At 33.8% G+C, this 26476-nt stretch carries 27 protein-coding genes and 7 pseudogenes; 11 read left to right on the top strand and 23 right to left on the bottom strand.

Annotation, left to right across the window (positions count from 1 at the left end):
- Window positions 1–74 precede the first annotated feature (74 nt).
- A pseudogene (locus QN079_RS03965) lies at window positions 75–287 on the bottom strand (GNAT family N-acetyltransferase); the annotation flags it as partial.
- A 132-nt stretch (window positions 288–419) separates the two neighbouring features.
- Here QN079_RS03965 and QN079_RS03960 point away from each other — a divergent pair.
- Window positions 420–1028, top strand: coding sequence for a recombinase family protein (locus QN079_RS03960; protein WP_284592622.1), 609 nt, complete (start codon window positions 420–422; stop codon window positions 1026–1028).
- Here the strand turns inward: QN079_RS03960 and QN079_RS03955 are convergent.
- Window positions 1025–1951, bottom strand: a complete 927-nt coding sequence (locus QN079_RS03955) for a toll/interleukin-1 receptor domain-containing protein (RefSeq protein WP_284592623.1) — start codon at window positions 1949–1951, stop codon at window positions 1025–1027. The two genes, QN079_RS03960 and QN079_RS03955, sit on opposite strands and share 4 nt — an antisense overlap.
- Window positions 1952–2672: 721 nt before the next feature.
- Here QN079_RS03955 and QN079_RS03950 point away from each other — a divergent pair.
- Window positions 2673–3662, top strand: a complete 990-nt coding sequence (locus QN079_RS03950) for an IS30 family transposase (RefSeq protein WP_002337512.1) — start codon at window positions 2673–2675, stop codon at window positions 3660–3662.
- Window positions 3663–3902: 240 nt separating this feature from the next.
- Here the strand turns inward: QN079_RS03950 and QN079_RS03945 are convergent, their stop codons facing one another.
- From QN079_RS03945 to QN079_RS03915, 7 genes and pseudogenes are all read right to left on the bottom strand, one after another.
- Window positions 3903–4316: a type II toxin-antitoxin system death-on-curing family toxin gene (locus tag QN079_RS03945; RefSeq protein WP_198764190.1), complete on the bottom strand. Its 414-nt coding sequence runs from the start codon at window positions 4314–4316 to the stop codon at window positions 3903–3905.
- Window positions 4313–4549 (bottom strand): AbrB/MazE/SpoVT family DNA-binding domain-containing protein, encoded by a 237-nt coding sequence (locus QN079_RS03940; protein WP_002287931.1) that lies wholly within the window; start codon window positions 4547–4549, stop codon window positions 4313–4315. The genes QN079_RS03945 and QN079_RS03940 overlap by 4 nt, the downstream gene beginning before the upstream one ends.
- A 300-nt stretch (window positions 4550–4849) precedes the next feature.
- Window positions 4850–5431: a hypothetical protein gene (locus QN079_RS03935; protein ID WP_289230402.1), complete on the bottom strand. Its 582-nt coding sequence runs from the start codon at window positions 5429–5431 to the stop codon at window positions 4850–4852.
- A 156-nt stretch (window positions 5432–5587) separates the two neighbouring features.
- A pseudogene (locus QN079_RS03930) lies at window positions 5588–6178 on the bottom strand (site-specific integrase).
- Between the two features lie 21 nt (window positions 6179–6199).
- Window positions 6200–7102, bottom strand: coding sequence for an EcsC family protein (locus QN079_RS03925; protein WP_208786346.1), 903 nt, complete (start codon window positions 7100–7102; stop codon window positions 6200–6202).
- Between the two features lie 31 nt (window positions 7103–7133).
- Window positions 7134–7922 carry an EbhA gene (locus QN079_RS03920; RefSeq protein ID WP_244319701.1) on the bottom strand — a complete coding sequence of 263 codons (789 nt, stop codon included), beginning with the start codon at window positions 7920–7922 and terminating at the stop codon, window positions 7134–7136.
- A gap of 190 nt (window positions 7923–8112) precedes the next feature.
- Window positions 8113–8793 carry an IS6-like element IS1216 family transposase gene (locus QN079_RS03915; RefSeq protein ID WP_001015311.1) on the bottom strand — a complete coding sequence of 227 codons (681 nt, stop codon included), beginning with the start codon at window positions 8791–8793 and terminating at the stop codon, window positions 8113–8115.
- An 83-nt stretch (window positions 8794–8876) separates the two neighbouring features.
- Between QN079_RS03915 and QN079_RS03910 the strand changes: the two genes are divergently transcribed.
- Both QN079_RS03910 and QN079_RS03905 read left to right on the top strand, forming a co-directional pair.
- Window positions 8877–9080, top strand: coding sequence for a conjugal transfer protein (locus QN079_RS03910; protein WP_017370349.1), 204 nt, complete (start codon window positions 8877–8879; stop codon window positions 9078–9080).
- A 302-nt stretch (window positions 9081–9382) separates the two neighbouring features.
- A complete protein-coding gene (locus QN079_RS03905) occupies window positions 9383–10573 on the top strand; it encodes an IS256-like element ISLgar5 family transposase (RefSeq protein WP_289230399.1) in 1191 nt (396 codons plus the stop codon).
- Between the two features lie 569 nt (window positions 10574–11142).
- Here the strand turns inward: QN079_RS03905 and QN079_RS16605 are convergent.
- Window positions 11143–11268: a hypothetical protein gene (locus QN079_RS16605; RefSeq protein ID WP_193393255.1), complete on the bottom strand. Its 126-nt coding sequence runs from the start codon at window positions 11266–11268 to the stop codon at window positions 11143–11145.
- Between QN079_RS16605 and tet(S) the strand changes: the two genes are divergently transcribed.
- Window positions 11253–13193, top strand: a complete 1941-nt coding sequence (tet(S), locus tag QN079_RS03900) for a tetracycline resistance ribosomal protection protein Tet(S) (RefSeq protein ID WP_002405437.1) — start codon at window positions 11253–11255, stop codon at window positions 13191–13193. The two genes, QN079_RS16605 and tet(S), sit on opposite strands and share 16 nt — an antisense overlap.
- A gap of 60 nt (window positions 13194–13253) precedes the next feature.
- Window positions 13254–13448, top strand: a complete 195-nt coding sequence (locus QN079_RS03895) for a cysteine-rich KTR domain-containing protein (protein WP_425268363.1) — start codon at window positions 13254–13256, stop codon at window positions 13446–13448.
- A 324-nt stretch (window positions 13449–13772) separates the two neighbouring features.
- Here the strand turns inward: QN079_RS03895 and QN079_RS03890 are convergent, their stop codons facing one another.
- From QN079_RS03890 to QN079_RS03845, 10 genes and pseudogenes are all read right to left on the bottom strand, one after another.
- Window positions 13773–14453, bottom strand: coding sequence for an IS6-like element IS1216 family transposase (locus tag QN079_RS03890; RefSeq protein ID WP_001015311.1), 681 nt, complete (start codon window positions 14451–14453; stop codon window positions 13773–13775).
- A gap of 74 nt (window positions 14454–14527) precedes the next feature.
- Window positions 14528–14638, bottom strand: a pseudogene (locus QN079_RS03885) (zeta toxin family protein); the annotation flags it as partial.
- 1 nt (window position 14639) lies between these two features.
- Window positions 14640–14912, bottom strand: coding sequence for an antitoxin (locus QN079_RS03880; protein ID WP_002326825.1), 273 nt, complete (start codon window positions 14910–14912; stop codon window positions 14640–14642).
- A 17-nt stretch (window positions 14913–14929) separates the two neighbouring features.
- Window positions 14930–15145 (bottom strand): peptide-binding protein, encoded by a 216-nt coding sequence (locus QN079_RS03875; RefSeq protein WP_001835296.1) that lies wholly within the window; start codon window positions 15143–15145, stop codon window positions 14930–14932.
- 91 nt (window positions 15146–15236) lie between these two features.
- A complete protein-coding gene (locus QN079_RS03870) occupies window positions 15237–16133 on the bottom strand; it encodes a ParA family protein (protein WP_289230400.1) in 897 nt (298 codons plus the stop codon).
- 102 nt (window positions 16134–16235) lie between these two features.
- Window positions 16236–16496, bottom strand: a pseudogene (locus tag QN079_RS03865) (topoisomerase C-terminal repeat-containing protein); the annotation flags it as partial.
- 169 nt (window positions 16497–16665) lie between these two features.
- Window positions 16666–17403, bottom strand: coding sequence for a 23S rRNA (adenine(2058)-N(6))-methyltransferase Erm(B) (gene erm(B) / locus QN079_RS03860; RefSeq protein ID WP_001038795.1), 738 nt, complete (start codon window positions 17401–17403; stop codon window positions 16666–16668).
- A gap of 124 nt (window positions 17404–17527) precedes the next feature.
- Window positions 17528–17611 (bottom strand): 23S rRNA methyltransferase attenuation leader peptide, encoded by an 84-nt coding sequence (locus QN079_RS03855; RefSeq protein WP_001814874.1) that lies wholly within the window; start codon window positions 17609–17611, stop codon window positions 17528–17530.
- 48 nt (window positions 17612–17659) lie between these two features.
- Window positions 17660–17899, bottom strand: a complete 240-nt coding sequence (locus QN079_RS03850) for a peptide-binding protein (protein ID WP_000635249.1) — start codon at window positions 17897–17899, stop codon at window positions 17660–17662.
- A gap of 133 nt (window positions 17900–18032) precedes the next feature.
- Window positions 18033–18551 (bottom strand): annotated as a pseudogene (locus tag QN079_RS03845) (topoisomerase C-terminal repeat-containing protein); the annotation flags it as partial.
- A 47-nt stretch (window positions 18552–18598) separates the two neighbouring features.
- Here QN079_RS03845 and QN079_RS03840 point away from each other — a divergent pair.
- From QN079_RS03840 to QN079_RS03825, 5 genes and pseudogenes are all read left to right on the top strand, one after another.
- Window positions 18599–19000 (top strand): protein rep, encoded by a 402-nt coding sequence (locus QN079_RS03840; RefSeq protein WP_160160814.1) that lies wholly within the window; start codon window positions 18599–18601, stop codon window positions 18998–19000.
- 103 nt (window positions 19001–19103) lie between these two features.
- A pseudogene (locus QN079_RS16600) lies at window positions 19104–19166 on the top strand (tetracycline resistance efflux system leader peptide).
- A 33-nt stretch (window positions 19167–19199) separates the two neighbouring features.
- Window positions 19200–20576, top strand: coding sequence for a tetracycline efflux MFS transporter Tet(L) (gene tet(L), locus QN079_RS03835; RefSeq protein ID WP_002294500.1), 1377 nt, complete (start codon window positions 19200–19202; stop codon window positions 20574–20576).
- A 563-nt stretch (window positions 20577–21139) separates the two neighbouring features.
- Complete coding sequence (gene mobV, locus QN079_RS03830; protein WP_000119405.1) at window positions 21140–22402, top strand: MobV family relaxase; 1263 nt, start codon at window positions 21140–21142, stop codon at window positions 22400–22402.
- Window positions 22403–22625: 223 nt separating this feature from the next.
- Window positions 22626–23186, top strand: a complete 561-nt coding sequence (locus QN079_RS03825; protein WP_080112870.1) for a protein rep — start codon at window positions 22626–22628, stop codon at window positions 23184–23186.
- Here the strand turns inward: QN079_RS03825 and QN079_RS03820 are convergent.
- The 3 genes and pseudogenes from QN079_RS03820 to QN079_RS03810 form a co-directional block, all read right to left on the bottom strand.
- Window positions 23179–24189, bottom strand: a pseudogene (locus QN079_RS03820) (DNA topoisomerase); the annotation flags it as partial. The gene QN079_RS03825 and the pseudogene QN079_RS03820 overlap by 8 nt on opposite strands.
- A gap of 151 nt (window positions 24190–24340) precedes the next feature.
- Window positions 24341–25660, bottom strand: coding sequence for an IS1380-like element ISSsu5 family transposase (locus tag QN079_RS03815; RefSeq protein ID WP_002338419.1), 1320 nt, complete (start codon window positions 25658–25660; stop codon window positions 24341–24343).
- A 227-nt stretch (window positions 25661–25887) separates the two neighbouring features.
- Complete coding sequence (locus QN079_RS03810) at window positions 25888–26415, bottom strand: phosphoribosyltransferase family protein (protein ID WP_002294507.1); 528 nt, start codon at window positions 26413–26415, stop codon at window positions 25888–25890.
- Window positions 26416–26476: the final 61 nt, after the last annotated feature.

The raw sequence follows: 26476 nt of genomic DNA, 5'->3' as shown, positions 1-26476 counted from the left end.
TTTGAACCAATTAAAGTGAATACAAAAAAAGACGCTGGAGTGTCGTTTGTCACTCCTCCAGCGTCTTTGTATTTTTATAATTCCTTGATAAACCGTTTCTGTTCATGACTGCTGTGGTAGCCATGATTTTCATAAAACCTGTGAGCAGCATGGCGTTTAACATTCGAATTTAATAGAATGCCTTGCATTCCTCGCTGTCGGGCTTCTTCTTCAATTGCCGACAGTAGTTTCCCGCCAACGCCTTGCTTTTGCACTTGATCATCCACTACCAAACCTAGGACATTAAAAAATTGCCCAGCAGAATAAACTGTTGAATACGGCTGTACCCTAAATACACATTGATATTATGTTGAAAAATCTAGCGTTCTGACGTATGATTAGGGTGTATTTTAAATGTTTAAGAAAAGTAGGAAATAAATTTGAAAATTGCTTATATTCGAGTTTCATCCATCGATCAAAATGAACAACGCCAAATTGAAGAAATGGAAAAGTTTGGCGCTGAAAAAATTTTTATAGAAAAGCAATCTGGAGCAACTATCAGTCATCGGCCAATTTTTCAGGAAGCTTTAGATTTTGTCAGAGAGCAAGATATTTTTATTGTAGAAGCCATTGATCGACTTGGACGAAATTATGACGAAATTATCGATTCAGTTAATTATCTAAAGAAGAAGAATGTGCGACTTATTATCACCAGTTTACCAATCATGGCTGAAGCAATCGGAAATCCTCTCCTGGATAAATTCATTAAAGACTTAATCATTCAAATCTTAGCCATGATTGCCGAACAAGAGCGTACTGAATCTAAACGACGCCAGGCACAAGGAATTAAGATTGCTAAAGCAAACGGCGTCTATAAAGGTCGTCCTAAGTTATACAGTGCAGAAACAAAAGATCCTCAGCGACGCCTTGTTTATAAAAGCATCGTTCAGGATCTGGAGAATGGAGTTGCTATCTCAAAGATTGCAACAGACTACAATGTGACTAGGCAAACTGTGTATCGAATTAAGAAAGAACTGACTATCAACTAGAACTCTAATTCATCTGCTAATTTCTGAACACTTTCTTTATGTGATCTGACTCGCTCATTCTCTCTCTCTTTTTTTTGTTCCTCCTCTAGCAATATTTTTTTTTCTTGAGTATTACTTTCTTCAATGCAAAGTTTTAAAGTTTCCCGATGATATTCCCGGACTTCCTCAATAGTTGTTCCATTAAGTAAAATTTCATCGTCTACAACAGAAGCAATTCTTGGTCTATGCATTGTTGTATATCGTGGTGGTGAATTCCAATTTCTAACAAACAACTCTTTCCAAAGCTGACTTGGTACTCTATTTAATCTAAATGGAATTTTATATAATGCAGAACCCCTTGAGCCATCCATTTTAGGTACAGTTACTTTATCAGTGATAATTCCTAAGATTTCAATATCTTTATTTTCATTATGTTCTATAGGTAGTAAAGGACTGCCTTTAATATGCCTAGGTATATCACCTAATGCTGGTTTTCTCTTAACAGCAAATATAGTTGTAATTAAATCATCTAAGTTTTCATCATAATGCTGGCTATCTGATAAATCAATTCCAAGCTTTCCAGCAAGAAAAGTAGGAAGTACTTCGCTTGCACGTCCTTCTTTAATTATTGGGATAAATTTACGTTCATTTTTTCCAGAAAGCAATTCTGCTGAGATAATATGACCTTCATACCCAACACCACTTGTACGATTATTTGCCTTTTTTTTATACTCTGGTGTACATATAATTAGAACATAATCTGAATCGGATATTTGTTGCTCCATAAACTGAGGTAATCTATCACCTAAACTTAAATCATACTGATCTATATATGCATCAATACCGTTTTCAAGTAATTTGTCTGCTAGTTCTCTAGCCCATTCTTTATTTTCCTTATTCTCCCATGAATATGATATAAATACTTTGGGATTTCTACCAGTCATCTTGTTCTCACTATTCCTTTCCATCACTAATCTAAGTGCTAACTATTTGGTAATACATTACAATTATATCACTCAACAAGTTAGTAAATTTTAATTCAGGAAAATTCATCAAAATTATTTTCAAGCGTATTCTCAGCTAAAATGAACTTGGATAAACTCTTAATTTAGTGATTTTCACCGAATTAAAAAAAATGAATCCGAAGTTGAAAATAAGTCTTCCTACTTTATCGTGTACAGTACGTTAGACATTAATTGATTAAAAGAAGAGTAGTAGACCAGGAATTAAATATAAATTATCATTGGATCAGATAATCATTCTAGGTTCTTTGAAAATAGATAGTCATTAGTTTTGGAGAGAGTAGAGTATTACATAACATGCTTGCTTAAGCGATTAAGGTCATTGGTTTACATAAATAAATTGGTATTATAAAAAAGCTTATTATTTAAGCTTTTAAAATAATGAACTCCTGAATAGTAAAATAAAGCGCAACAAACCTCCACAAACTTATATTGATGCTCGTTATTTAATATGATACGATTTGCCTGCATACTGCAGGGAGTACGATTTGATTATGAACACAGATATGATAGCCTTGTATCGGCTGAGCTGACTTGTCTTAAGTTAGCTCCTAGTTGGAAGCGGATCTCATATCTGTGAAGGTTCATTGTCAAATCATTCGTTGCCGTAGTAATTAATAGAGCAAGGGAGCTAGTTTGATACATGGTATATAAACATTTAACCGCTGAAGAGCGTGGAAAAATTGAAGCCTATCTTGACGAAGGATTACGACCAGCTGAAATAGCACGTAGATTAGATCGCCATCGTTCAACAATCACTCGGGAGATTCAACGGGGGACTGAAGCTAGAAAAGCCAACAGTATCGCACGGTTGCCTTATCAAGCTTCAAGTGCACAAAATATCGCTAAATTGCGGAAAAAAAACTGTGGAGTTACTAAAAAAGCCACGATTCACAATACCAAAACTATTTTAAAATATCTGAATCTAAAATATTCTCCAGAACAAATTGCACATTCCATTAAAAGCGTAAAGGTATGTACATCCACGATCTATAACTGGATTTACTCAAAAACCATTGATTTCAACATCAAAAAGCTTAGGAGACATGGAAAAAGATATAAAGTAAAGTCATCTGGATCGAAGATTCGCATTGATCGAGCTTTCTTTGAAAATAGAACCATTGATTTGCGCCCAGAAGCTGTTCAGCTTCGTACAGAATTTGGTCATTGGGAAGCTGATACAGTAGTTTCAAAACGAGGCATATCAACCTGTCTAGCAACTTTTATCGAAAGAAAGACACGACAATACGTAGCAATTAAACTCCCTAATAAAACAGGCCGCGCTATGATGGCAGCGATTAAAAAACTAATAGAAATGTATCCTCAAGGGGTAAAATCTATTACTTGTGATCGAGGAACTGAATTTGTAAATCAATTTCAAGTCGGTCTTATTGAAGACACCTTCGGGTGCAAAATTTACTATGCAAATCCGTATGCACCTCATGAACGTGGTTCTAACGAAAATCATAATGGATTACTTAGAGAATATTTCCCTAAACCGTTTAATTTTAAGAATGTCTCGCAACGTATCGTCGATGACGCTGTAGAAAACTTAAATACTAGACCAAGAAAAATTCTAAATTGGAAAACACCAGCTCAAAAGTTTAAACTAGAATACGCGAGAATTACATGATATTTTCAAGAGATTATTTCATTTGTTATAAAATGTTTTTGTCGAACAATCGTATCAATTTAAGTTTACCGACAGGGTTTAAAAGAGCAAAAGACGAACTATATTTATATAAAAGTAATGTATAGTTGCGCTTAATCTTAACATTCGCCTAAAATAATGAACTTCGCATAATGTATCTTATGTAAACTAAAATAAAAAGCAAACTAAAAATCCAGTTTTAACTAAATCCTTAGTTTGCTTCTATTTTTTTGTATCAATCTTCGTTGAATTATTTTTTAATACATCTGTTGTTGCCTCTTTTAGCTCATCAAATTCACCCTGATAAGTGGCAATTCTAACTACAAATTCTACGACTTCCTGATTTTCCATTTTTAGTGAGTAGCCGTTTAGCTTGAGAAAAATATATGCCGCTAGAAATGCAGTACGTTTGTTTGCATTATGGAATGGATGTTTTTTGATCAGATTTATTAAGAGAACTGCTGCTTTGCTGAACACATCAGGATAGAGATCTTTTCCAAAAATATGCTGTTTCGGTTGATTTACAGCCATACTCAAAGCATTTTTATCAATAACGCCAATTGTTTCCTTTGGTGAATATCTTTTTATTTGAATAACATTCAATTTTACAATGTCTCTTTCGCTCAAATAAATCATCGATCAACTAATTCCTTGAACGCCGCATCATATTCAGATAGAGCTTGATTCACATACATATCAATTTCGAGATCTAAATTGCTTTCTTCTTTCACGATTGCATCCATCATTTTGTCTTCATCAATAAAAATAGTATCTCCAGGTTTCAATCCTTTTTGTAATAAACTCTCTTTTGATAAAGTGACAACTATTGAGTTACCTACTTCTCTAATTTTTCGTTTTTTTATATTCATAAAATCAACTCCTATAATTAAGTATATACCGTATATCCATATTATTCAATATCTCTTATATTTAATTTAATTATGATTTTTTACAATGCATATGCATTGTAAAAATAGTATTAGTTTTGAACAATTATTCTTTCACGAACATACTCTTCATTATTTTGGAGGATTATTCAGCAATTTTATTCCCAAATAAGGTTCTGTTGCAAAGTTTTAAATCTACTATCAAATAAGGTAGAATAATAGAAAAAGATAGCAGGAGGAATTTTTATGATTTAACATAAATAACATTATACAAATCTAAAATTAATCTTTAAAAACATGATAATATATTTTTATAATTGATTGTTCATCAAAGTAATCATCTTTTTTAAAGTCATTATCTCCATTGATAGTGACTTCTTTTACATCACCTTCACTTGATAAAATTCCAAATTTTAAATCTGCTACTTTTTCAGTATTTATATTTTTAAATCCCATATCTGTCAACTTTTCTTTTACGATTTTATAATTCTCACCTTTAAAATCACTTTGTTCTACAGTAATTTTAACTCCCATTGGGTTGGACTCAAAATATGCTCCTACACTTAGCGCTAACATACTGATACCTATAAAAATGGCAAGACCTAAAAGAATTTTAGTATTAAGTTTTCTTTCTTCTTGTTTATCCTTAAATTCCCATTCCGCTTTAGAGGACTCTTTTTTTTGTAATTCTTTTACACGCTCTAATTCTACTTCTCGTAGTGCTCCAATTATAGAATGTTCTGCGTTAGCGATATAGGTAGCACCGCAATATGCACAAGAAACTTCTTGATTATTAATATGAGATAAATTGTTAATCTCTATATTCCCTCCACAATTTTCACACACAACTTTAGTTAGTTTCACCTTACTGCCTCTTTTCTCTAATAAAATCATTTATCTATCAAGGTATCAAAAATATACTAAAATAGTTATTTAATCTCTTAGTTCACATAATCCCTATTACACCAAGTAGCGCCTGTATCTTCAACTGGTTAGTAGTTATAGTGATAATATGGCACGCTAACCAAAATCAATTTGATCGAGCACGGTTTCTCGACTGGCTTGATCTAATCCAAGATACGTTAAGGTCATTGCCTCACTTGAGTCATTCAATAAGTGCATGACTAACCCAATATTATAATTTGACTGCGTATAGACCCGATAAGCACCTGTTTTACGCATGGTATGCGTTCCTAGATAGTTAATTCCTAGAAGCTCACCAACTCGTGTCATGATCTTATAAAACTGTTTCTCCGTGATATGACGGTCAGGACGAGCAGTTGAAGGAAATAGCCACTCAGAATTCATATTTTGTTGGACCAGCCAATCATGATACATCAATAAATCTTGTTGGACAGGTTTTAAATACAAAGTATTCGCTTTACCTGTCTTTTAATCATGAATGAAAGCAGTCTGTTTGACTGTTCCATCAGGATTGAAAATATCTGATTTCTTTAATTTCATGACATCACTTACTCTTAGCAAGGTCGCTTTCCCAACCTGAAAGATTGTATAGTTACGACGACCAGCACGAAAGCTATCAAGTAAGGTGTCTTGCACCATCTTTAAGACATTAGAATCTTTGATGGGAAGAACGATTTGTTGAGCCATAAACTGAGTCCTTTTTAAATATTATAATTTATCTATAATTGATTTTTTCATTTTTTGAAATTCTTGTTCAGTAATAATGTTTTTTTCCAATAAGTCACTTAACTTCTCTAGTTGTTTAAGATAATTTTCATCATCATACTCGACATCAGAATTAGTAATGATTACATCTTCGTCATTTAAAATTTTTATATCTTGCTCAAAGTCTTTTGTCGTATAATTTATATTTTTTCCTAACTCATCTTTTAACCTATTAGCCATAGGTTTTAAAGAAATGTAATTCATAGTTCCTGACACCGCTCCACCAAATAAAGGAATAAATTTTGATACTCCTTTAGCGAAAGTAGCTTTAGTAAGTTTCGTACCGAATATTGCCATTACTTTTTTTATTATTGGATAATAAATAGTTTTAGTTAATGCTTTTTGAGGGATTTTTTTAAGTGCTTGTAAAGCCATTTTGTTAGATAAAATTCGAACAGCTGCCCCCGCTGAAGTGACACCTAACATTACGCCTAAATAAAGAATTAGTGTGTTTTTTGCATCTTCAGTTAGTTCCCCTTGGTCACTCCACATATTATTATATCCATAAATATAAGATATTTCTTGAGCTAGTTTTAAAGAGTAACCATAAAACTGAGCAATATCCGCAGGGATTGTTGCAGCCATAGCAAATCCTCCAGGCAGACCACTAGCAAATGATAAACTACTCGATTGTAGTACATTAGCGTTTATAACTTTTTTTGCGCTTTCATCAAGCTCTTCTTTTGAAAAAAACACTTGTGGTCCTTCATCTATTAACTTTTGAATATCATCTACTTGTTCACCGAATGTTTTAATTAAAAATTCTGAACGATCAATTTTGATAAATGGTAATTTTAATGATTCATTAACTACTTTTAATGCTAAACTCTCGTTATTTTGTTCCATATTCTCACAATCCTATGCTTTATATTATTTTTTATAATTGAGTTAGACTCTCAACTATTTTTTTTGTCAATTCTTTTTGTTGGGTTGCAGTTAGTTTACTTGAGGTTCTAATTACACATGTACCACAAACTTCATGAGACCCAGAGTTGAATAATCCTGCCCCATCGAATGCTGATAAATAAGTATTGCGTTTTTGTGCTTCTTCAGGTGATTTGTAGACTTCAATTTGTCCTCCTGCATCAGTACCTTTAGCAATAATATCTGATCCATCTATTTGATCTTGTACTTCGGAGTCCGTAAAATAAATAGCAGAGGTGTATCCCCCAGGTTTATTCAATGAACCATTGGGATCATTGCTTTCGGTTACCGCTTCAACTCCTGTAATAGTAGGTACAGATTTCAATTTTTTTATTACAAAATCTGAAGTTGGATTAGTCACCAACTTATTTTTATTGATTGATTCTTTAAAATTAGATAAAGCCAATTTCAATTCCTTTTGGTTATCACTATATTCAACTGTTTTTGGCAAAGCCTTTATTGATTTGTTAATATCAGAAGTTTTATTTGGGATTTTTGGAACTCTGACCATATCATTCTGAGATTGTTTTAAAACATTTTCAAGGTTCGCTTTAGTTGTCTTATCCAGTGGTGATTCGTTAGTTTTTAGACTTTTTTCTGCATCTTGAATAATTTTATTCAAAGAGTTATTTTTTTCTTTGATAGGTTTATAAGCACTATTAAAATTATCAACAGCTTCCTGATGTGGTTTTGAAATTCCAAAGCAGTATCCTAATCCTATACCTACAAAAACAACTATCATAGAAAATATAGTAATTCTTTTTTTTATTTGTCTCGCTTAATTATACAAACGGCGTCTAAAGAATAGTTCATATAAACTGGATAAATTATTAAAAAAAATAGATAGCTTATTTATTAATACTCATGCTAACTATAACGGTTCTGTTGCAAAGTTTTAAATAAAGAATAAAATCCCTTACGGTATCTATGATTTAAGCTGGGATTCCCAATAATACCTTGATTTCAGTACAGACCGAAAACCCGAAGAGAGTGCCTTCTTTTCGGGTTTTCTTATATAATCCTCGGATGGCTTCCATGCCTTTAATCGTGGTAGAGGCAGTGCGTAAACTTCGATAGAATTTATTGCGTCTCTTTACTGGACGATGGTCTTGTTCAATCAAATTATTCAGGTATTTAATGGTACGATGTTCTGTCCCTTGATAAAAGCCGTATTCTTTTAGTTTCTTAAAGGCACTTGTAATAGAGGGGGCTTTATCTGTGACTACAACCTTCGGTTCATCAAACTGCTTCACTAACCGCTTAAGAAAAGCATAGGCTGCTTGTGTGTCCCGTTTTTTACGTAACCAAATATCCAAGGTTAAACCATCTGCATCGATGGCTCGATACAAATAATGCCATTTTCCTTTAATTTTGATGTACGTTTCATCCATTTTCCATGAATAAAAGGATTTTTTATTTTTCTTTTTCCAAATTTGATAGAGTAGTTTGCCATATTCTTGCACCCAACGATAAATCGTCGTATGAGAAACGTTAATGCCACGATCATATAAGATTTCTTGAACTTCACGATAGCTAAGGTTATAACGAAGATAGTAGCCCACGGCTACAATAATCACATCCTGCTGAAATTGCTTTCCTTTAAAATGATTCATCGTCATTCCTCCTGCTATCTTTTTCTATTATTCTACCTTATTTGATAGTAGATTTAAAACTTTGCAACAGAACCGATTATTATATGATGGAAGATGTTTTACCAATAATCAGTCAAAACTTTATTTACTCTGAGTTGGTGAATCCAATTATTCAGAAGAAAGAGAAACAGTATCTAGTAAAAATAGCCGTTCGATATTTAGACAATGAAACAAAGATTGAAAATATTTCCCAATACCAATTAACTTTAGAGAAGAAGGATAACTGGAAAATAATAATGAATGAATAAAGAATATTAAGATGAAAACAATACTTGAATATTTAGTATAAGCAAAAAAAATTGTATGTCACTATAGCAAACTTATAATGATTTAGCATAAATAATCCAAAATATAGCGTGAAATCAACCTTCTATGAGAAGTATAAGCAAATTCACCTTTATTCTAACTTATAACTATTTTCATTACATTACTTAAAAAGGTCTCTCCAATTTTTTCGAGAGTGTAAAATATTTTGTGTAAATAGAAAAAAGGAAGTCCCTTCTGTAGAATAGAGTTACCACAACACATTCACAGAAGAGAGGACTTCCCTATGAACGATTTTACTACAGAAATTCTAAAGACTCTAGCGAACAAAGGCGATTTGAATGAATTATTCCGTGTCCATTTGGAGAAAGCAGTCAATACGCTTCTCAAAACGGAGTTAACGGCTTTCCTAGATTACGAAAAGTATGATCGCATTGGTTTTAACACGGGTAATTCTCGTAACGGCTCCTATGACCGTACGGTCAAGACCGAGTATGGGGAACTTTATCTCCAGATTCCGCGCGACCGCAATGGTGAGTTCAAGCAACAGACTGTTCCTGCTTATAGACGGACGAATGACACGTTAGAGGAGACCGTCATTCACCTCTTCCGAAAAGGTATTACCATGTCGGAAATCGCAGACTTGATTGAGAAAATGTATGGGCATTACTACACGCCCCAAACCATGTCCAATATAACAAAATCATTTACAGAAGAGGTAACGGCGTTTAAAGGGCGGGAGCTTCATGACCGTTATGCTGCTATTTATATGGACGCAACGTATATTCCGTTAAAGCGGAAAACCGTCGCCAAGGAAGCTATTCATATCGCAGTTGGCATTCGCCCGGACGGATCAAAGGAAGTATTGAGCTATGCGATTGCACCGACTGAATCTATCACGATTTGGGAGGAAATTTTATTGGACCTTCAAGAGCGCGGTTTGAAAAATGTCCTCCTGTTCATCACGGATGGCTTAAAGGGGATGGTAGGAGCGATTAGTCGGTTCTATCCCAAAGCTCGTTTTCAACATTGTTGTGTACACGTTTCCCGTAATATCAGTCACAAAGTGCGTGTCGATGATCGTAAGGAAGTCTGTGATGATTTTAAAATGGTGTATCAAGCCTCATCTAAAGAGGTGGCGTTGGAAGCACGTGGTGCTTTTGCGGAAAAATGGAAAACCAGCTATCCAAAAGTGGTTGAATCGATTCTTTCGAACGATCACTTGCTCACTTTCTATGATTTCCCCTTGGCCATACGCAAGAGTATTTATTCTACGAACTTGATTGAATCCTTTAATAAGCAAATCAAGAAATACAGCCACCGCAAGGAACAGTTCCAAAACGAAGAGTCGATGGAACGTTTCTTAGTCTCGTCTTTTGATACTTACAACCAAAAATTCCTAGGTCGCAGTCATAAAGGCTTTCAACAGGCCGAAGGCGAACTTGAACAAATGCTAAGCCAACTGATTGAGAATTAGAAACAATCTGCAGTAGGGAAGAATCATTTACACAAAATTATTGACGCTCCCATTTTTTCCAAATAAACAGTATAACTTTTAATGATATTTTCCAAGTCAAACTTAATATTAACAATTCAAAACTATTGGAACCACTGCAAAATATTTTGTTAAGCAGTATATATTTCAAAAATTATACGTAATATATTTGTAGAAAGGTTGTGGACAGTTGTCCTATTGACCTGAAAAGTAATATAATAGCTGGATGAATAAAGAATCCCTTATGAACTTGTAAATCGTTATTAAATCGCTGAATTTTGATAGCCATTCTGAAGAGTTATCTTCAACTACTACACTAACTTCCATTAATTTCTCATTAATTTCCCTTTCGTTCAAAAAATATGGTTGGCTTTACAAGCATTCTATCATATGATAGAATTAAGATAACATTCAAAAGGAGATAATAAAAATGCGGCAAGGTATTCTTAAATAAACTGTCAATTAGATAGCGGGAATAATTAATTAAGCATCCTTATTTAAAATAAGGACTGGTTTTTTGTGCCCAGTTTAAGAATACTTTTATCATTTTATCATAAAGCATCTGTGGCTATCAGTGTGTAGTATACAGCTATTTTTGTATTAAAATCCCAGTGATAAGAGTATTTATCACTGGGATTTTTTCTGCTTTTTGAGCTTTTGAATGGAGGAAATAAAATTGAAAATTATTAATATCGGTATCTTAGCACATGTTGATGCAGGAAAAACTACTTTGACAGAAAGCTTACTATACAGTAGCGGAGCAATTAAAGAGTTAGGAAGTGTAGATAGCGGTACAACGAAAACGGATACTATGTTTTTGGAACGCCAGAGAGGTATTACTATTCAGACCGCAATAACATCTTTTCAACGGGAAAATGTTAAAGTAAATATTGTAGATACTCCTGGACACATGGATTTTTTGGCAGATGTATACCGTTCATTATCTGTTTTGGATGGAGCTATTTTGCTAATCTCTGCAAAAGATGGAGTACAGTCACAAACTCGTATACTATTCCATGCACTTAGAAAGATGAACATACCTATAATATTTTTTATTAACAAAATTGATCAAAATGGAATAAATTTGCCAGATGTTTATCAAGATATTAAGGACAAACTTTCTGACGACATCATAATTAAGCAGACTGTGAATCTAAATTTGAAACCTTATGTAATAGATTATACTGAACCAGAACAATGGGAGACAGTAATTGTGGGAAATGATTATTTATTAGAAAAATATACCATTGGGAAAACATTGAATATTGCAGAACTTGAAAAGGAGGAAAACGAAAGAATTCAAAGTTGCTCCTTATATCCTGTTTATCACGGAAGTGCAAAGAATAATATTGGAATTAAACAACTTATAGAGGTAATTACTAGCAAATTATTTTCACCCACACAACTCAATTCAGATAAACTTTGTGGAAATGTTTTTAAAGTAGAATATTCAGATGATGGTCAACGGCTTGTCTATGTACGTCTTTATAGTGGAACGCTACATTTGCGAGACTCAGTCAATATATCAGAAAAGGAAAAAATAAAAGTTACAGAAATGTATACTTCAATAAATGGAGAATTACGCCAGATAGATAAGGCAGAGCCTGGTGAGATTATTATTTTAAAAAATGAGCTTTTAAAACTAAATAACGTACTTGGAGATAAAAAAAGATTACCACATAGAGAAATTCTTGAGAATCCTCTTCCTATGTTACAAACAACAATTGAACCATGTAAATCAGTACAAAGAGAAAAGTTACTAGATGCACTTTTTGAAATATCCGATAGTGATCCCCTTCTACAATATTATGTAGATACAGTAACTCACGAAATTGTGCTATCTTTTTTAGGTGAGGTCCAAATGGAGGTAACTTGTACTCTGATTCAAGAAAAATATCATATTGAGATAGAAACAAGAAAACCAACTGTCATTTATATGGAAAGACCATTAAAAAAATCTGAATTTACCATTGATATCGAAGTACCTCCAAATCCTTTCTGGGCTTCTATTGGTTTATCTGTAACACCACTTCCTTTGGGTAGTGGCATTCAGTATGAGAGCCTGGTTTCTCTAGGTTATTTAAATCAATCATTTCAAAATGCAGTTATGGAAGGTATACGCTATGGGTGTGAACAAGGATTGTACGGTTGGAAATTAACAGACTGTAAGATCTGTTTTAAGTATGGTCTATATTACAGCCCTGTCAGTACGCCAGCAGATTTCCGAATGCTTGCGCCTATTGTACTAGAGCAGGCTTTTAGAAAGAGTGGTACAGAGTTATTAGAGCCATATCTTAGCTTCGAAATTTATGTACCACAAGAATATCTTTCGAGAGCATATAATGATGCTTCCAAATATTGTGCAAATATTTTAAATACTAAGTTAAAAGGTAACGAGGTCATTCTCATTGGTGAAATTCCAGCCCGTTGTATTCAAGAGTATCGAAACAGTTTAACTTTCTTTACAAATGGACGCAGTGTCTGTTTAACAGAGTTAAAAGGTTATCAGGTTACTAACATTAAGTCTGCTTTCCAACCACGTCGTCCAAATAATAGAATAGACAAAGTAAGGCATATGTTTAATAAAATCAACTTACATTGATAGTGAACTAAAGAGAAATTTTTAAAATGAATATTGAGTTGTTAATTAGAACAGGAGGATATAGATATTGTAAATACTAGGTGGATACTGTGCCCTATATGTGGCAATAAGACCCGTTTAAAAATGAGGGAAGATACTGAATTAAAAAATTTCCCTCTATTTTGTCCTAAATGCAGACAAGAAATTTTAATTGAAATAACGAAGTTTAGAATAACTGTAATTACAGAGCCAGACGCAAAGACGCAGAGCCGATAATTCGAGATATCAAAATCTCATTTTATCGGCTTTTTCTTTTCTATGCATACCATTGAGCTTAGTTCTTGATATCCTTTATAAGAAAATAAGTGTACTGATTTTTTTTGCAGTAGCTGTATTACAGTAGACATCCCTCAAGCATAAAAAGTATACAATTAAAATTCAATACTTGATTATTGATGAAGTACAGAGTTACTCGTCATTTCAAAACTAGTATATCAGTCAAGTTTTTCCTAAGGAACAAAAACGAACTTCGCTATGGGAATCAAAGGTTCTGTTGCAAAGTTTTAAATAAAGAATAAAATCCCTTACGGTATCTATGATTTAAGCTGGGATTCCCAATAATACCTTGATTTCAGTACAGACCGAAAACCCGAAGAGAGTGCCTTCTTTTCGGGTTTTCTTATATAATCCTCGGATGGCTTCCATGCCTTTAATCGTGGTAGAGGCAGTGCGTAAACTTCGATAGAATTTATTGCGTCTCTTTACTGGACGATGGTCTTGTTCAATCAAATTATTCAGGTATTTAATGGTACGATGTTCTGTCCCTTGATAAAAGCCGTATTCTTTTAGTTTCTTAAAGGCACTTGTAATAGAGGGGGCTTTATCTGTGACTACAACCTTCGGTTCATCAAACTGCTTCACTAACCGCTTAAGAAAAGCATAGGCTGCTTGTGTGTCCCGTTTTTTACGTAACCAAATATCCAAGGTTAAACCATCTGCATCGATGGCTCGATACAAATAATGCCATTTTCCTTTAATTTTGATGTACGTTTCATCCATTTTCCATGAATAAAAGGATTTTTTATTTTTCTTTTTCCAAATTTGATAGAGTAGTTTGCCATATTCTTGCACCCAACGATAAATCGTCGTATGAGAAACGTTAATGCCACGATCATATAAGATTTCTTGAACTTCACGATAGCTAAGGTTATAACGAAGATAGTAGCCCACGGCTACAATAATCACATCCTGCTGAAATTGCTTTCCTTTAAAATGATTCATCGTCATTCCTCCTGCTATCTTTTTCTATTATTCTACCTTATTTGATAGTAGATTTAAAACTTTGCAACAGAACCTAAAAAAGCGGTTGGCGATTCAACCGCTAGTCTATTTTTAGTTAGTCGTTCAACATTCTTTTCTAAACGATCTTCAAATTGCTTTTCGGTGAAGTCAGTAATATTCGCCATGTTAAGCCACTTTCTCTTTTGTCAAAATTTGTTTTGAATATTGATTCATTGACCGCCAATACTCATGAATAGCTTGTAATTCTTCAAATGGTTGTTGAAATAAATCAACTTCTTGTGCCACTTCTAATTGATTTAAAAGATTCACTTCTAGTAAACGAGTATTTTTAGTATCTAGTTCATGGTTCAAAACATAGTTTAATACTCGATTATAAACGCTTGCCGATAATTCGTTAATGATCTCTATTTCAAATGTTTTTTCATACGTAACTGCCATTTCATTTTCACTCCTTTTTAAAGTTTATCAGGTAAATATTTCCGTATATATTCTTCTAAGGCTTGATCCATAACTTCTTTTACGTTTCCGCCATTTTTTGCTGTTTCAATTTTTATAATATGGTGTAAGTCAGCACGAACACGAACCGTCTTATCTCCCATTATATCTTTTTTTGCACTGATTGGTGTATCATTTCGTTTTGCTTTTTGTGCGCCTAAATTTCCCACAATCACTCACTTCTTTCTATTTCTTCTTATTCTTATTTTATCATCAACAATCACAAATCACAAGTGATTTGTGATTAATCACTTGTGATTTGTGATTCTATTCTTTTTCGTTTTCTAATTGAATAATTCGCTCAAGCATTTCAAAAAATACGTTCTCATACATGGATAAAACTTTTTTGTCATAGCCTTTGTGTTCTGTAATTCCATTTTTAGACCAGGTACTTACTTTATTACTTCGCTTGATAATATTTTGGAAAACCAAGTTATCTTCTTTATGTTGCTTGTACAGTTCTTCCAGGTTTGATTTTATCGTTGCGCTGTCCGTATCAACTAAATAAGGAACAAAACCGATCATATCTAGTCCAGGGTTAAATTGTTCTTGTAAATCAATCAAATAGGAAATATAGTTTTGAATGTTGTTTGTACTTTCTTCTTCTGCTTGTAAAGGGATCATAACGTAATCACTCGCCACGATTGCATTATTTGTATAAACGCTTGGCGTTGGTACAGTATCAATAATAATGAGATCATAGTCACTTTTTAAAGGTGCTAAAAGAGTAGCAAGCAATCTACTTTCATTTTCAAAAGTCCATGAGCAAGTTAATTTTGGCAGTAACATCAAATCAAACGTGCCAGGGATCAAGTCTAAATTATCAGTCAAATGAACAATAGAAGAAGCCAAGTTTCCATTTTTCAAGCCTTCATAAAAATTGACACGTGGCAATTCTACCTCAAAAGTTTTTGCTAAGTCTTTTGTCAATGTTGCCTGTAAGTCCTTATCGATCATTAAAACTTTTAAATTCAATTTGTCTGTCAAGTAAGCAAACATAGTCGATAATTTGGACTTTCCAACACCACCTTTAAAGTAATTATTCAAGATAATAATTGCTTCATTTTTATTGTTTAAAATACGTCTTAATTCTTCAAGTATTTTTAGTTTTTCCTTCTCCATAACTACGCCCCATTCTTTTTTTGTATAGTAATATTGTATCATTAAGAATCACAAATCACAAGTGATTTGTGATTAATCACTTGTGATTTGTGATAAGTGATTTGTGATTAATATATAAAAGCCCTCTTTAAAGGGCTTTTATGTTTATTTTGAAAAAGAGATAAAATCAATATATCCCTTTTCCCCAATTTTTACAACGGCATTGTAGGGCTTTTTCTCTTTGTTTTTGATTCCTTTTACCAGGGTTTCTTTTCCCTCCAGTAATTCTTTTACATTCGTTTTGGTTAGTTTTTTCTTTCTAAAATGTTCAGCTAAAGTAAACTTACATTCAGGATAATTTGAACAACCATAAAACGATTTTTTTAATACAATATTGTTGCCACACTTAGGACATTTTCCTACAAGGGGTCCCGAGCGCTTAGTGGGAATTTGTACCCCTTATCGATACAAATTCCCCGTAGGCGCTAGGGACCTCTTTAGCTTCTTGGAAGCTGTCAGTAGTATATCTAATAATTTATCTCCATTCCCTTTAGTAACGTGTAACTTTCCAAATTTAAAAAAGCGACTCATAGAATTATTTCCTCCCGTTAAATAATAGATAACTATTAAAAATAGACAATACTTGCTCATAAGTAATGGTACTTAAATTGTTTACTTTGGCGTGTTTCATTGCTTGATGAAACTGATTTTTAGTAAACAGTTGACGATATTCTCGATTGACCCATTTTGAAACAAAGTACGTATATAGCTTCCAATATTTATCTGGAACATCTGTGGTATGGCGGGTAAGTTTTATTAAGACACTGTTTACTTTTGGTTTAGGATGAAAGCATTCCGCTGGCAGCTTAAGCAATTGCTGAATCGAGACTTGAGTGTGCAAGAGCAACCCTAGTGTTCGGTGAATATCCAAGGTACGCTTGTAGAATCCTTCTTCAACAATCAGATAGATGTCAGACGCACGGCTTTCAAAAACCACTTTTTTAATAATTTGTGTGCTTAAATGGTAAGGAATATTCCCAACAATTTTATACCTCTGTTTGTTAGGGAATTGAAACTGTAGAATATCTTGGTGAATTAAAGTGACACGAGTATTCAGTTTTAATTTTTCTGACGATAAGTTGAATAGATGACTGTCTAATTCAATAGACGTTACCTGTTTACTTATTTTAGCCAGTTTCGTCGTTAAATGCCCTTTACCTGTTCCAATTTCGTAAACGGTATCGGTTTCTTTTAAATTCAATTGTTTTATTATTTGGTTGAGTACTTTTTCACTCGTTAAAAAGTTTTGAGAATATTTTATATTTTTGTTCATGTAATCTCTCCTGAAGTGATTACATCTATAAACAAATACAGAAGTTAAACGATTTGTTTGTAATTTTAGTTATCTGTTTAAAAAGTCATAAGATTAGTCACTGGTAGGAATTAATCTAACGTATTTATTTATCTGCGTAATCACTGTTTTTAGTCTGTTTCAAAACAGTAGATGTTTTATCTACATTACGCATTTGGAATACCAACATGACGAATCCCTCCTTCTTAATTACAAATTTTTAGCATCTAATTTAACTTCAATTCCTATTATACAAAATTTTAAGATAATGCACTATCAACACACTCTTAAGTTTGCTTCTAAGTCTTATTTCCATAACTTCTTTTACGTTTCCGCCATTCTTTGCTGTTTCGATTTTTATGATATGGTGCAAGTCAGCACGAACACGAACCGTCTTATCTCCCATTATATCTTTTTTTGCACTGATTGGTGTATCATTTCGTTTTTCTTTTTGTGCGCCTAAATTTCCCACAATCACTCACTTCTTTCTATTTCTTCTTATTCTTATTTTATCATCAACAATCACAAATCACTTGTGATTTGTGATAAGTGATTTGTGATAAGTGATTTGTGATTAATATATAAAAGCCCTGTTTAAAGGGCTTTTATGTTTATTTTGAGAAAGAGATAAAATCAATATATCCCTTTTCTCCGATTTTTACAACGGCATTGTAGGGCTTTTTCTCTTTGTTTTTGATTCCTTTTACCAGGGTTTCTTTTCCCTCCAGTAATTCTTTTACATTCGTTTTGGTTAGTTTTTTCTTTCTAAAATGTTCAGCTAAAGTAAACTTACATTCAGGATAATTTGAACAACCATAAAACGATTTTTTTAATACAATATTGTTACCACACTTAGGACATTTTCCTACAATACTTTTTTCAGCTTCTTTTTCTTTCTGTACCTGGTAATCAGAAAAATTTAGTTTTTCTATATCGTTAGGTACAGCTTCCAGTAAATGAACGATAAACTTCTTGATATTATTAATAAAGTTTTCTTGATTGCCTTCTCTTTTACCGATTTTTTTTAAATACGTTTCCCATTTAGCCGTCATTTCAGCACTCGTTAAAAGGTGCTGACTTTCAACTGCCTGGCACAATAATTTTCCTTTTTCAGTTACAACAAGCTTATGTATTGGTATGTGTGGAACCAACTTATTTTAAGAATACAGAAAACTACGTGAATCAAAAACAATGGATTCAATTTTGGAAAAAGGCAATGAAATTAGACTATGATCCAAATGTAAAAGTTCAAATGATTCGACCGAAAAATAAATATAAATCGGATATACAATCGGCAATTGACGAAACTGCAAAATATCCTGTAAAGGATACGGATTTTATGACCGATGATGAAGAAAAGAATTTGAAACGTTTGTCTGATTTGGAGGAAGGTTTACACCGTAAAAGGTTAATCTCCTATGGTGGTTTGTTAAAAGAAATACATAAAAAATTAAACCTTGATGACACAGAAGAAGGCGATTTGATTCATACAGATGATGACGAAAAAGCCGATGAAGATGGATTTTCTATTATTGCAATGTGGAATTGGGAACGGAAAAATTATTTTATTAAAGAGTAGTTCAACAAACGGGCCATATTGTTGTATAAGTGATGAAATACTGAATTTAAAACTTAGTTTATATGTGGTAAAATGTTTTAATCAAGTTTAGGAGGAATTAATTATGAAGTGTAATTAATGTAACAGGGTTCAATTAAAAGAGGGAAGCGTATCATTAACCCTATAAACTACGTCTGCCCTCATTATTGGAGGGTGAAATGTGAATACATCCTATTCACAATCGAATTTACGACACAACCAAATTTTAATTTGGCTTTGCATTTTATCTTTTTTTAGCGTATTAAATGAAATGGTTTTGAACGTCTCATTACCTGATATTGCAAATGATTTTAATAAACCACCTGCGAGTACAAACTGGGTGAACACAGCCTTTATGTTAACCTTTTCCATTGGAACAGCTGTATATGGAAAGCTATCTGATCAATTAGGCATCAAAAGGTTACTCCTATTTGGAATTATAATAAATTGTTTCGGGTCGTTAATTGGGTTTGTTGGCCATTCTTTCTTTTCCTTACTTATTATGGCTCGTTTTATTCAAGGGGCTGGTGCAGCTGCATTTCCAGCACTCGTAATGGTTGTAGTTGCGCGCTATATTCCAAAGGAAAATAGGGGTAAAGCATTTGGTCTTATTGGATCGATAGTAGCCATGGGAGAAGGAGTCGGTCCAGCGATTGGTGGAATGATAGCCCATTATATTCATTGGTCCTATCTTCTACTCATTCCTATGATAACAATTATCACTGTTCCGTTTCTTATGAAATTATTAAAGAAAGAAGTAAGGATAAAAGGTCATTTTGATATCAAAGGAATTATACTAATGTCTGTAGGCATTGTATTTTTTATGTTGTTTACAACATCATATAGCATTTCTTTTCTTATCGTTAGCGTGCTGTCATTCCTGATATTTGTAAAACATATCAGGAAAGTAACAGATCCTTTTGTTGATCCCGGATTAGGGAAAAATATACCTTTTATGATTGGAGTTCTTTGTGGGGGAATTATATTTGGAACAGTAGCAGGGTTTGTCTCTATGGTTCCTTATATGATGAAAGATGTTCACCAGCTAAGTACTGCCGAAATCGGAAGTGTAATTATTTTCCCTGGAACAATGAGTGTCATTATTTTCGGCTACATTGGTGGGATACTTGTTGATAGAAGAGGTCCTTTATACGTGTTAAACATCGGAGTTACATTTCTTTCTGTTAGCTTTTTAACTGCTTCCTTTCTTTTAGAAACAACATCATGGTTCATGACAATTATAATCGTATTTGTTTTAGGTGGGCTTTCGTTCACCAAAACAGTTATATCAACAATTGTTTCAAGTAGCTTGAAACAGCAGGAAGCTGGTGCTGGAATGAGTTTGCTTAACTTTACCAGCTTTTTATCAGAGGGAACAGGTATTGCAATTGTAGGTGGTTTATTATCCATACCCTTACTTGATCAAAGGTTGTTACCTATGGAAGTTGATCAGTCAACTTATCTGTATAGTAATTTGTTATTACTTTTTTCAGGAATCATTGTCATTAGTTGGCTGGTTACCTTGAATGTATATAAACATTCTCAAAGGGATTTCTAAATCGTTAAGGGATCAACTTTGGGAGAGAGTTCAAAATTGATCCTTTTTTTATAACAGGAATTCAAATCTTTTTGTTCCATTAAAGGGCGCGATTGCTGAATAAAAGATACGAGAGACCTCTCTTGTATCTTTTTTATTTTGAGTGGTTTTGTCCGTTACACTAGAAAACCGAAAGACAATAAAAATTTTATTCTTGCTGAGTCTGGCTTTCGGTAAGCTAGACAAAACGGACAAAATAAAAATTGGCAAGGGTTTAAAGGTGGAGATTTTTTGAGTGATCTTCTCAAAAAATACTACCTGTCCCTTGCTGATTTTTAAACGAGCACGAGAGCAAAACCCCCCTTTGCTGAGGTGGCAGAGGGCAGGTTTTTTTGTTTCTTTTTTCTCGTAAAAAAAAGAAAGGTCTTAAAGGTTTTATGGTTTTGGTCGGCACTGCCGACAGCCTCGCAGAGCACACACTTTATGAATATAAAGTATAGTGTGTTATACTTTACTTGGAAGTGGTTGCCGGAAAGAGCGAAAATGCCTCACATTTGTGCCACCTAAAAAGGAGCGATTTACATATGAGTTATGCAGTTTGTAGAATGCAAAAAGTGAAATCAGCTGGACTAAAAGGCATGCAATTTCATAATCAAAGAGAGCGAAAAAGTAGAACGAATGATGATATTGACCATGAGCGAACACGTGAAAATTATGATTTGAAAAATGATAAAAATATTGATTACAACGAACGTGTCAAAGAAATTATTGAATCACAAAAAACAGGTACAAGAAAAACGAGGAAAGATGCTGTTCTTGTAAATGAGTTGCTAGTAACATCTGACCGAGATTTTTTTGAGCAACTGGATCCAGGAGAACAAAAACGATTTTTTGAGGAAAGTTATAAATTATTTTCCGAACGATATGGCAAGCAAAATATTGCTTATGCAACAGTTCATAATGATGAGCAAACCCCTCACATGCATTTAGGTGTTGTGCCTATGCGTGATGGAAAACTGCAAGGAAAAAATGTGTTTAATCGTCAAGAACTGTTATGGCTACAAGATAAATTCCCCGAGCATATGAAAAAACAGGGTTTTGAGTTGAAGCGTGGTGAACGTGGCTCTGACCGTAAACATATTGAGACAGCTAAATTTAAAAAACAAACTTTGGAAAAAGAGATTGATTTTCTAGAAAAAAATTTAGCAGTTAAAAAAGATGAATGGACTGCTTATAGCGATAAAGTTAAATCAGATTTAGAAGTACCAGCGAAACGACACATGAAAAGTGTTGAAGTGCCAACGGGTGAAAAGTCCATGTTTGGTTTGGGAAAAGAAATAATGAAAACAGAAAAGAAACCAACCAAAAATGTTGTTATATCGGAGCGTGATTATAAAAACTTAGTGACTGCTGCGAGAGATAACGATAGGTTAAAACAGCATGTTAGAAATCTCATGAGTACTGATATGGCGAGAGAATATAAAAAATTAAGTAAAGAACATGGGCAAGTTAAAGAAAAATATAGTGGTCTTGTAGAGCGATTTAATGAAAATGTAAATGATTATAATGAGTTGCTTGAAGAAAACAAGTCTTTAAAGTCTAAAATAAGCGATTTAAAGCGTGATGTGAGTTTAATCTATGAAAGCACTAAGGAATTCCTTAAGGAACGTACAGACGGCTTAAAAGCCTTTAAAAACGTTTTTAAGGGGTTTGTAGACAAGGTAAAGGATAAAACAGCACAATTCCAAGAAAAACACGATTTAGAACCTAAAAAGAACGAATTTGAACTAACTCATAACCGAGAGGTAAAAAAAGAACGAAGTCGAGATCAGGGAATGAGTTTATAAAATAAAAAAAGCACCTGAAAAGGTGTCTTTTTTTGATGGTTTTGAACTTGTTCTTTCTTATCTTGATACATATAGAAATAACGTCATTTTTATTTTAGTTGCTGAAAGGTGCGTTGAAGTGTTGGTATGTATGTGTTTTAAAGTATTGAAAACCCTTAAAATTGGTTGCACAGAAAAACCCCATCTGTTAAAGTTATAAGTGACCAAACAAATAACTAAATAGATGGGGGTTTCTTTTAATATTATGTGTCCTAATAGTAGCATTTATTCAGATGAAAAATCAAGGGTTTTAGTGGACAAGACAAAAAGTGGAAAAGTGAGACCATGGAGAGAAAAGAAAATCGCTAATGTTGATTACTTTGAACTTCTGCATATTCTTGAATTTAAAAAGGCTGAAAGAGTAAAAGATTGTGCTGAAATATTAGAGTATAAACAAAATCGTGAAACAGGCGAAAGAAAGTTGTATCGAGTGTGGTTTTGTAAATCCAGGCTTTGTCCAATGTGCAACTGGAGGAGAGCAATGAAACATGGCATTCAGTCACAAAAGGTTGTTGCTGAAGTTATTAAACAAAAGCCAACAGTTCGTTGGTTGTTTCTCACATTAACAGTTAAAAATGTTTATGATGGCGAAGAATTAAATAAGAGTTTGTCAGATATGGCTCAAGGATTTCGCCGAATGATGCAATATAAAAAAATTAATAAAAATCTTGTTGGTTTTATGCGTGCAACGGAAGTGACAATAAATAATAAAGATAATTCTTATAATCAGCACATGCATTCTTAATCACTTGGATATATTCTTTTTGTTTTAACGCTTCAATAATACTTGCTCTTGTCGCTTCTGTTCCGATCCCCTCGACTTCTTGTAAAATCTTGATTGCTTCTTCATCATCAACCGTTTTATTAGCGGTTTTCATAGCAGTTAATAATGTACCCTCTGTAAAAGCTTTCAGTGGTTGTGTTTCTTTTTCGGCACTCTTAACGTCAACCTCGGCATGTTCTCCAATGATAACCAAGGGTAACGTTTGAACGTCCTCTTTTTCTTCTTTGGTTTGTTGTTTGAAAAGAATTTTCCAACCTTCTTGTTTTGGTGTCTTTCCGATCGATTGAAACAGCAAATCAGCTACTTTCGTTTGTATCTTGGTTTCTTCATACAAGTAATCAGGTAAAAACATGGCAACGGTCGTTTTAACGACTAAAGCATATATTTTTCGTTGTAAATCGTCCATTTTTGCTAATGCAGATTCGGTAGGTACTTGTTTTGTTGGGATAATGGCGTGGTGTTCCTGTACCTTACTACCGTCCACATAACGCTTTCTAGGCTCTGTTTGAACCATTTCGAGATCAAGTCCTAAAAAACCGCTATATTTGCCAAAATTTGCTTTTAAATAAGCAAATTCGTTCTCTGTAATAAATGGTGTATCTGTTCTTGGATAACTCAATAATTTTGCTTCATACAGTCCTTGCATAGCTTTTAAAGTTTGGCTTGCTGTCGCTTTATAAAGCTGATTGACTTTTGATTGTAAACTACTTAAAGAAAACAAACTCGGACTATTCGTTTTCTTCTCTTTGGTTTGAACATCAGCAATTATCCCCTCTTGATTGCCTATTTTAGCTTGTTTAGAAGAAACAAAGGATAAAAGTTCCTCTTGGCTCTTAAAACGCTGTGTGGGGCTTAGAACGCCCTTAAACGACCCTTGGTTTACTTTTATACTAGCTTCCACCTCGAAAAAACCTGAATAATTCATAGCTCTAAATTTAACCTGTTTTTTTGAACAAATTGCCAATTTTTAAATTAGGCAGATACTTTCTTCCAAAATAATGTGTTTTCGAACAGGATGCCTACGGAAGAAGATCATAATAAAAATTATTTGTCTATTTAAGGGCAGACGAATCCCTTGAAAAAGAATCGGTTAAAAAATTTGTGTGATAACTAGTCTAAATCCATTGTTTGGATCGCCGCAGGCGTTCAAAAACCTTATAAAATTCAGTTTGATACACATGATAACTTGACAGTTTGAGATAGACCTGTCTCCCAGTCTGAACAAGTTTACCGGCTACTTTAAGCAATATCAGCCGGATGGAATGAATCGTCATGCCCTGGTTCACTTTATCAAAACCAATGCTTTTTAAAAAATTAACGAGGTTGTATGCAAGGACACTGATCATCATTCTGACATGATTTTCTAAGAAACGCGGGCTATCTGTTTTATCGAAGTAAAAGCCACCTTTCGCTTCTTTGATGAAATTTTCCATTGTTCCTCGCTTGCCGTAAAGAGAAAATATGACTTCAGGCGAGACATTGTCGGATAGATTAGTCACAATAAACGCATGATGAAATAGCAATTCTCCTCCTTCACGGACGGAGCGTATACAGACACGACGAGGTTTCGACCAGGATTGTGCTTGATAAGGTAGTGAAAAATACTGCACTTCTCGCTCTTCCCATTCTTGATTGTCCCCGTAAAGAACAGAATGTTCAGCTAACTGACTTAACCTCCGATTGCTCTTTAATCGGATAACGTACTGGCTTTCAGTTGCTTCACAAGACTCATACACCTCTGGTGTGGCGAAGCCGCTGTCACCCCGAACCAATATCTCGGTATGAGGTAACGTGCTCTTGTAGTGGTGTAAAAGCGGGTTGATAAAGGCTTTTACCCCTTTAGATGTGTACTGATTGCCTGAACGCAGTTCAGCTTTTAAGAAATCTCCGGTCAGTCCATCAAAGGCAACTAATGGGTGATAGCCGTAGGTTTGATAATGGGCATTATAATCTGTTTGTTCTTGGCGTCCAAAGGTATCCGAATGTGTGGAATCGACATCAATGATTAACTCGGTGTCATTGCGAATTAAACGTGCTTTATCAATCAATGACTGATTTAATGCTTGGAGTTGATCGATGTTCTCCTCGGTGAAACGATCCAGAAACCGTGAGATTGAGGATTGTGATGCCAACTGTTTTTTACCGAGTACAGCTTGAAAGACAGGATCCCGTCTTAATAGATTAGCTGATGAGTCTGCCGAGTAACCAGCAATTAATTGCATAATAAGCTGTTCCAATATCGCTAAGTTATCATGGGTAAAATAAGCCCGATGATCTGTAATATGGAGCCATTGTTTAGCTAAGTGCGAAAAGCCGAAGGTATTCATTAATTCTTTAACCAGGACTAACCCCGAATCACTTGATAGACGACCACCGGTATGTGAAATAGTGATATTTGAATTGAATTTAACTTGATTTTTGTGTAAGCTAGTCATGAGAAGAACTCCTTTCTTATGGTTGGTTTCGTCACCTTTACCATAGCAGAATGGGGTTCTTTTTTCATCACTTAAGGGGTGAAACTAAAAAAGTAATTATCAGACTGCCGTTAGGCAGTTTCAGACGGTTTCAATTAAAAAGTATGAATTATTCAGGGTAAACATCTTTCGTTGTATTGTAAATTAACGCCATCCAAAATTTTGATTCAAGATTTTCTTTCGGTTTATTATATGTTTGAGCCAATATAAGCTACAAAACTGCTGTCTATCCATTTTTGAGTAACCTCATTTATATCAATCCCAATAGTAGCCAACCCAATAATGCTGCAATCCAATTTCTCTAACAAAGCTATTAAAGCCTTCATTTGAGAACCTGTCTCTATCCAATCATCTACAATCAAAACTCTTTTGTTCCTCACAATAGAACTCTTAGATATTTCAAAGCTTTTATCTTGACCTGAATAGTCGGTAAAATGTGTCGAAATAATCTCTTCTTTTGCGTATGGCAGCTTATCACCTTTTCTTACTCCAATAAACCCCACTCCAAGTTCTTTGGCTATGGCAGTGCCTAGTATCCATCCAATTGCTTCTGGGGCAGCCACATAATCTACTTTATTTTGAAAATCCAATGATAGTACTTTTACAATTTTATCAAAAACGGTTTTATGTGTAAAAATAGTTAGTAAATCATATTTTCCAATTGAGTTACGAGGTAATATACCTCTAATTTCATTTATAACATCAGTACTTTCCATACATTTACACCCCTTGGAGAGTGTAAAATATTTTGTGTAAATAGAAAAAAGGAAGTCCCTT

Source organism: Enterococcus sp. FZMF (assembly GCF_030263915.1).
GTDB lineage: Bacteria > Bacillota > Bacilli > Lactobacillales > Enterococcaceae > Enterococcus_D > Enterococcus_D casseliflavus.
The sequence above is the reverse complement of the archived record's forward strand: the minus strand, read 5'-3'. Positions and strand labels throughout refer to the sequence as shown.

Coding starts and splice junctions, on each gene's coding strand:
- QN079_RS03955 (WP_284592623.1), bottom strand. CDS start 1,951: ATGACTGGTAGAAATCCCAAAGTATTTATATCATATTCATGGGAGAAT.
- QN079_RS03950 (WP_002337512.1), top strand. CDS start 2,673: ATGGTATATAAACATTTAACCGCTGAAGAGCGTGGAAAAATTGAAGCC.
- QN079_RS03945 (WP_198764190.1), bottom strand. CDS start 4,316: ATGATTTATTTGAGCGAAAGAGACATTGTAAAATTGAATGTTATTCAA.
- QN079_RS03940 (WP_002287931.1), bottom strand. CDS start 4,549: ATGAATATAAAAAAACGAAAAATTAGAGAAGTAGGTAACTCAATAGTT.
- QN079_RS03925 (WP_208786346.1), bottom strand. CDS start 7,102: ATGGAACAAAATAACGAGAGTTTAGCATTAAAAGTAGTTAATGAATCA.
- QN079_RS03920 (WP_244319701.1), bottom strand. CDS start 7,922: ATGATAGTTGTTTTTGTAGGTATAGGATTAGGATACTGCTTTGGAATT.
- QN079_RS03915 (WP_001015311.1), bottom strand. CDS start 8,793: ATGAATCATTTTAAAGGAAAGCAATTTCAGCAGGATGTGATTATTGTA.
- QN079_RS03910 (WP_017370349.1), top strand. CDS start 8,877: ATGATGGAAGATGTTTTACCAATAATCAGTCAAAACTTTATTTACTCT.
- QN079_RS03905 (WP_289230399.1), top strand. CDS start 9,383: ATGAACGATTTTACTACAGAAATTCTAAAGACTCTAGCGAACAAAGGC.
- QN079_RS03890 (WP_001015311.1), bottom strand. CDS start 14,453: ATGAATCATTTTAAAGGAAAGCAATTTCAGCAGGATGTGATTATTGTA.
- QN079_RS03880 (WP_002326825.1), bottom strand. CDS start 14,912: ATGGCAGTTACGTATGAAAAAACATTTGAAATAGAGATCATTAACGAA.
- QN079_RS03870 (WP_289230400.1), bottom strand. CDS start 16,133: ATGATACAATATTACTATACAAAAAAAGAATGGGGCGTAGTTATGGAG.
- QN079_RS03855 (WP_001814874.1), bottom strand. CDS start 17,611: ATGTTGGTATTCCAAATGCGTAATGTAGATAAAACATCTACTGTTTTG.
- mobV (WP_000119405.1), top strand. CDS start 21,140: ATGAGTTATGCAGTTTGTAGAATGCAAAAAGTGAAATCAGCTGGACTA.
- QN079_RS03825 (WP_080112870.1), top strand. CDS start 22,626: ATGGGGGTTTCTTTTAATATTATGTGTCCTAATAGTAGCATTTATTCA.
- QN079_RS03815 (WP_002338419.1), bottom strand. CDS start 25,660: ATGACTAGCTTACACAAAAATCAAGTTAAATTCAATTCAAATATCACT.
- QN079_RS03810 (WP_002294507.1), bottom strand. CDS start 26,415: ATGGAAAGTACTGATGTTATAAATGAAATTAGAGGTATATTACCTCGT.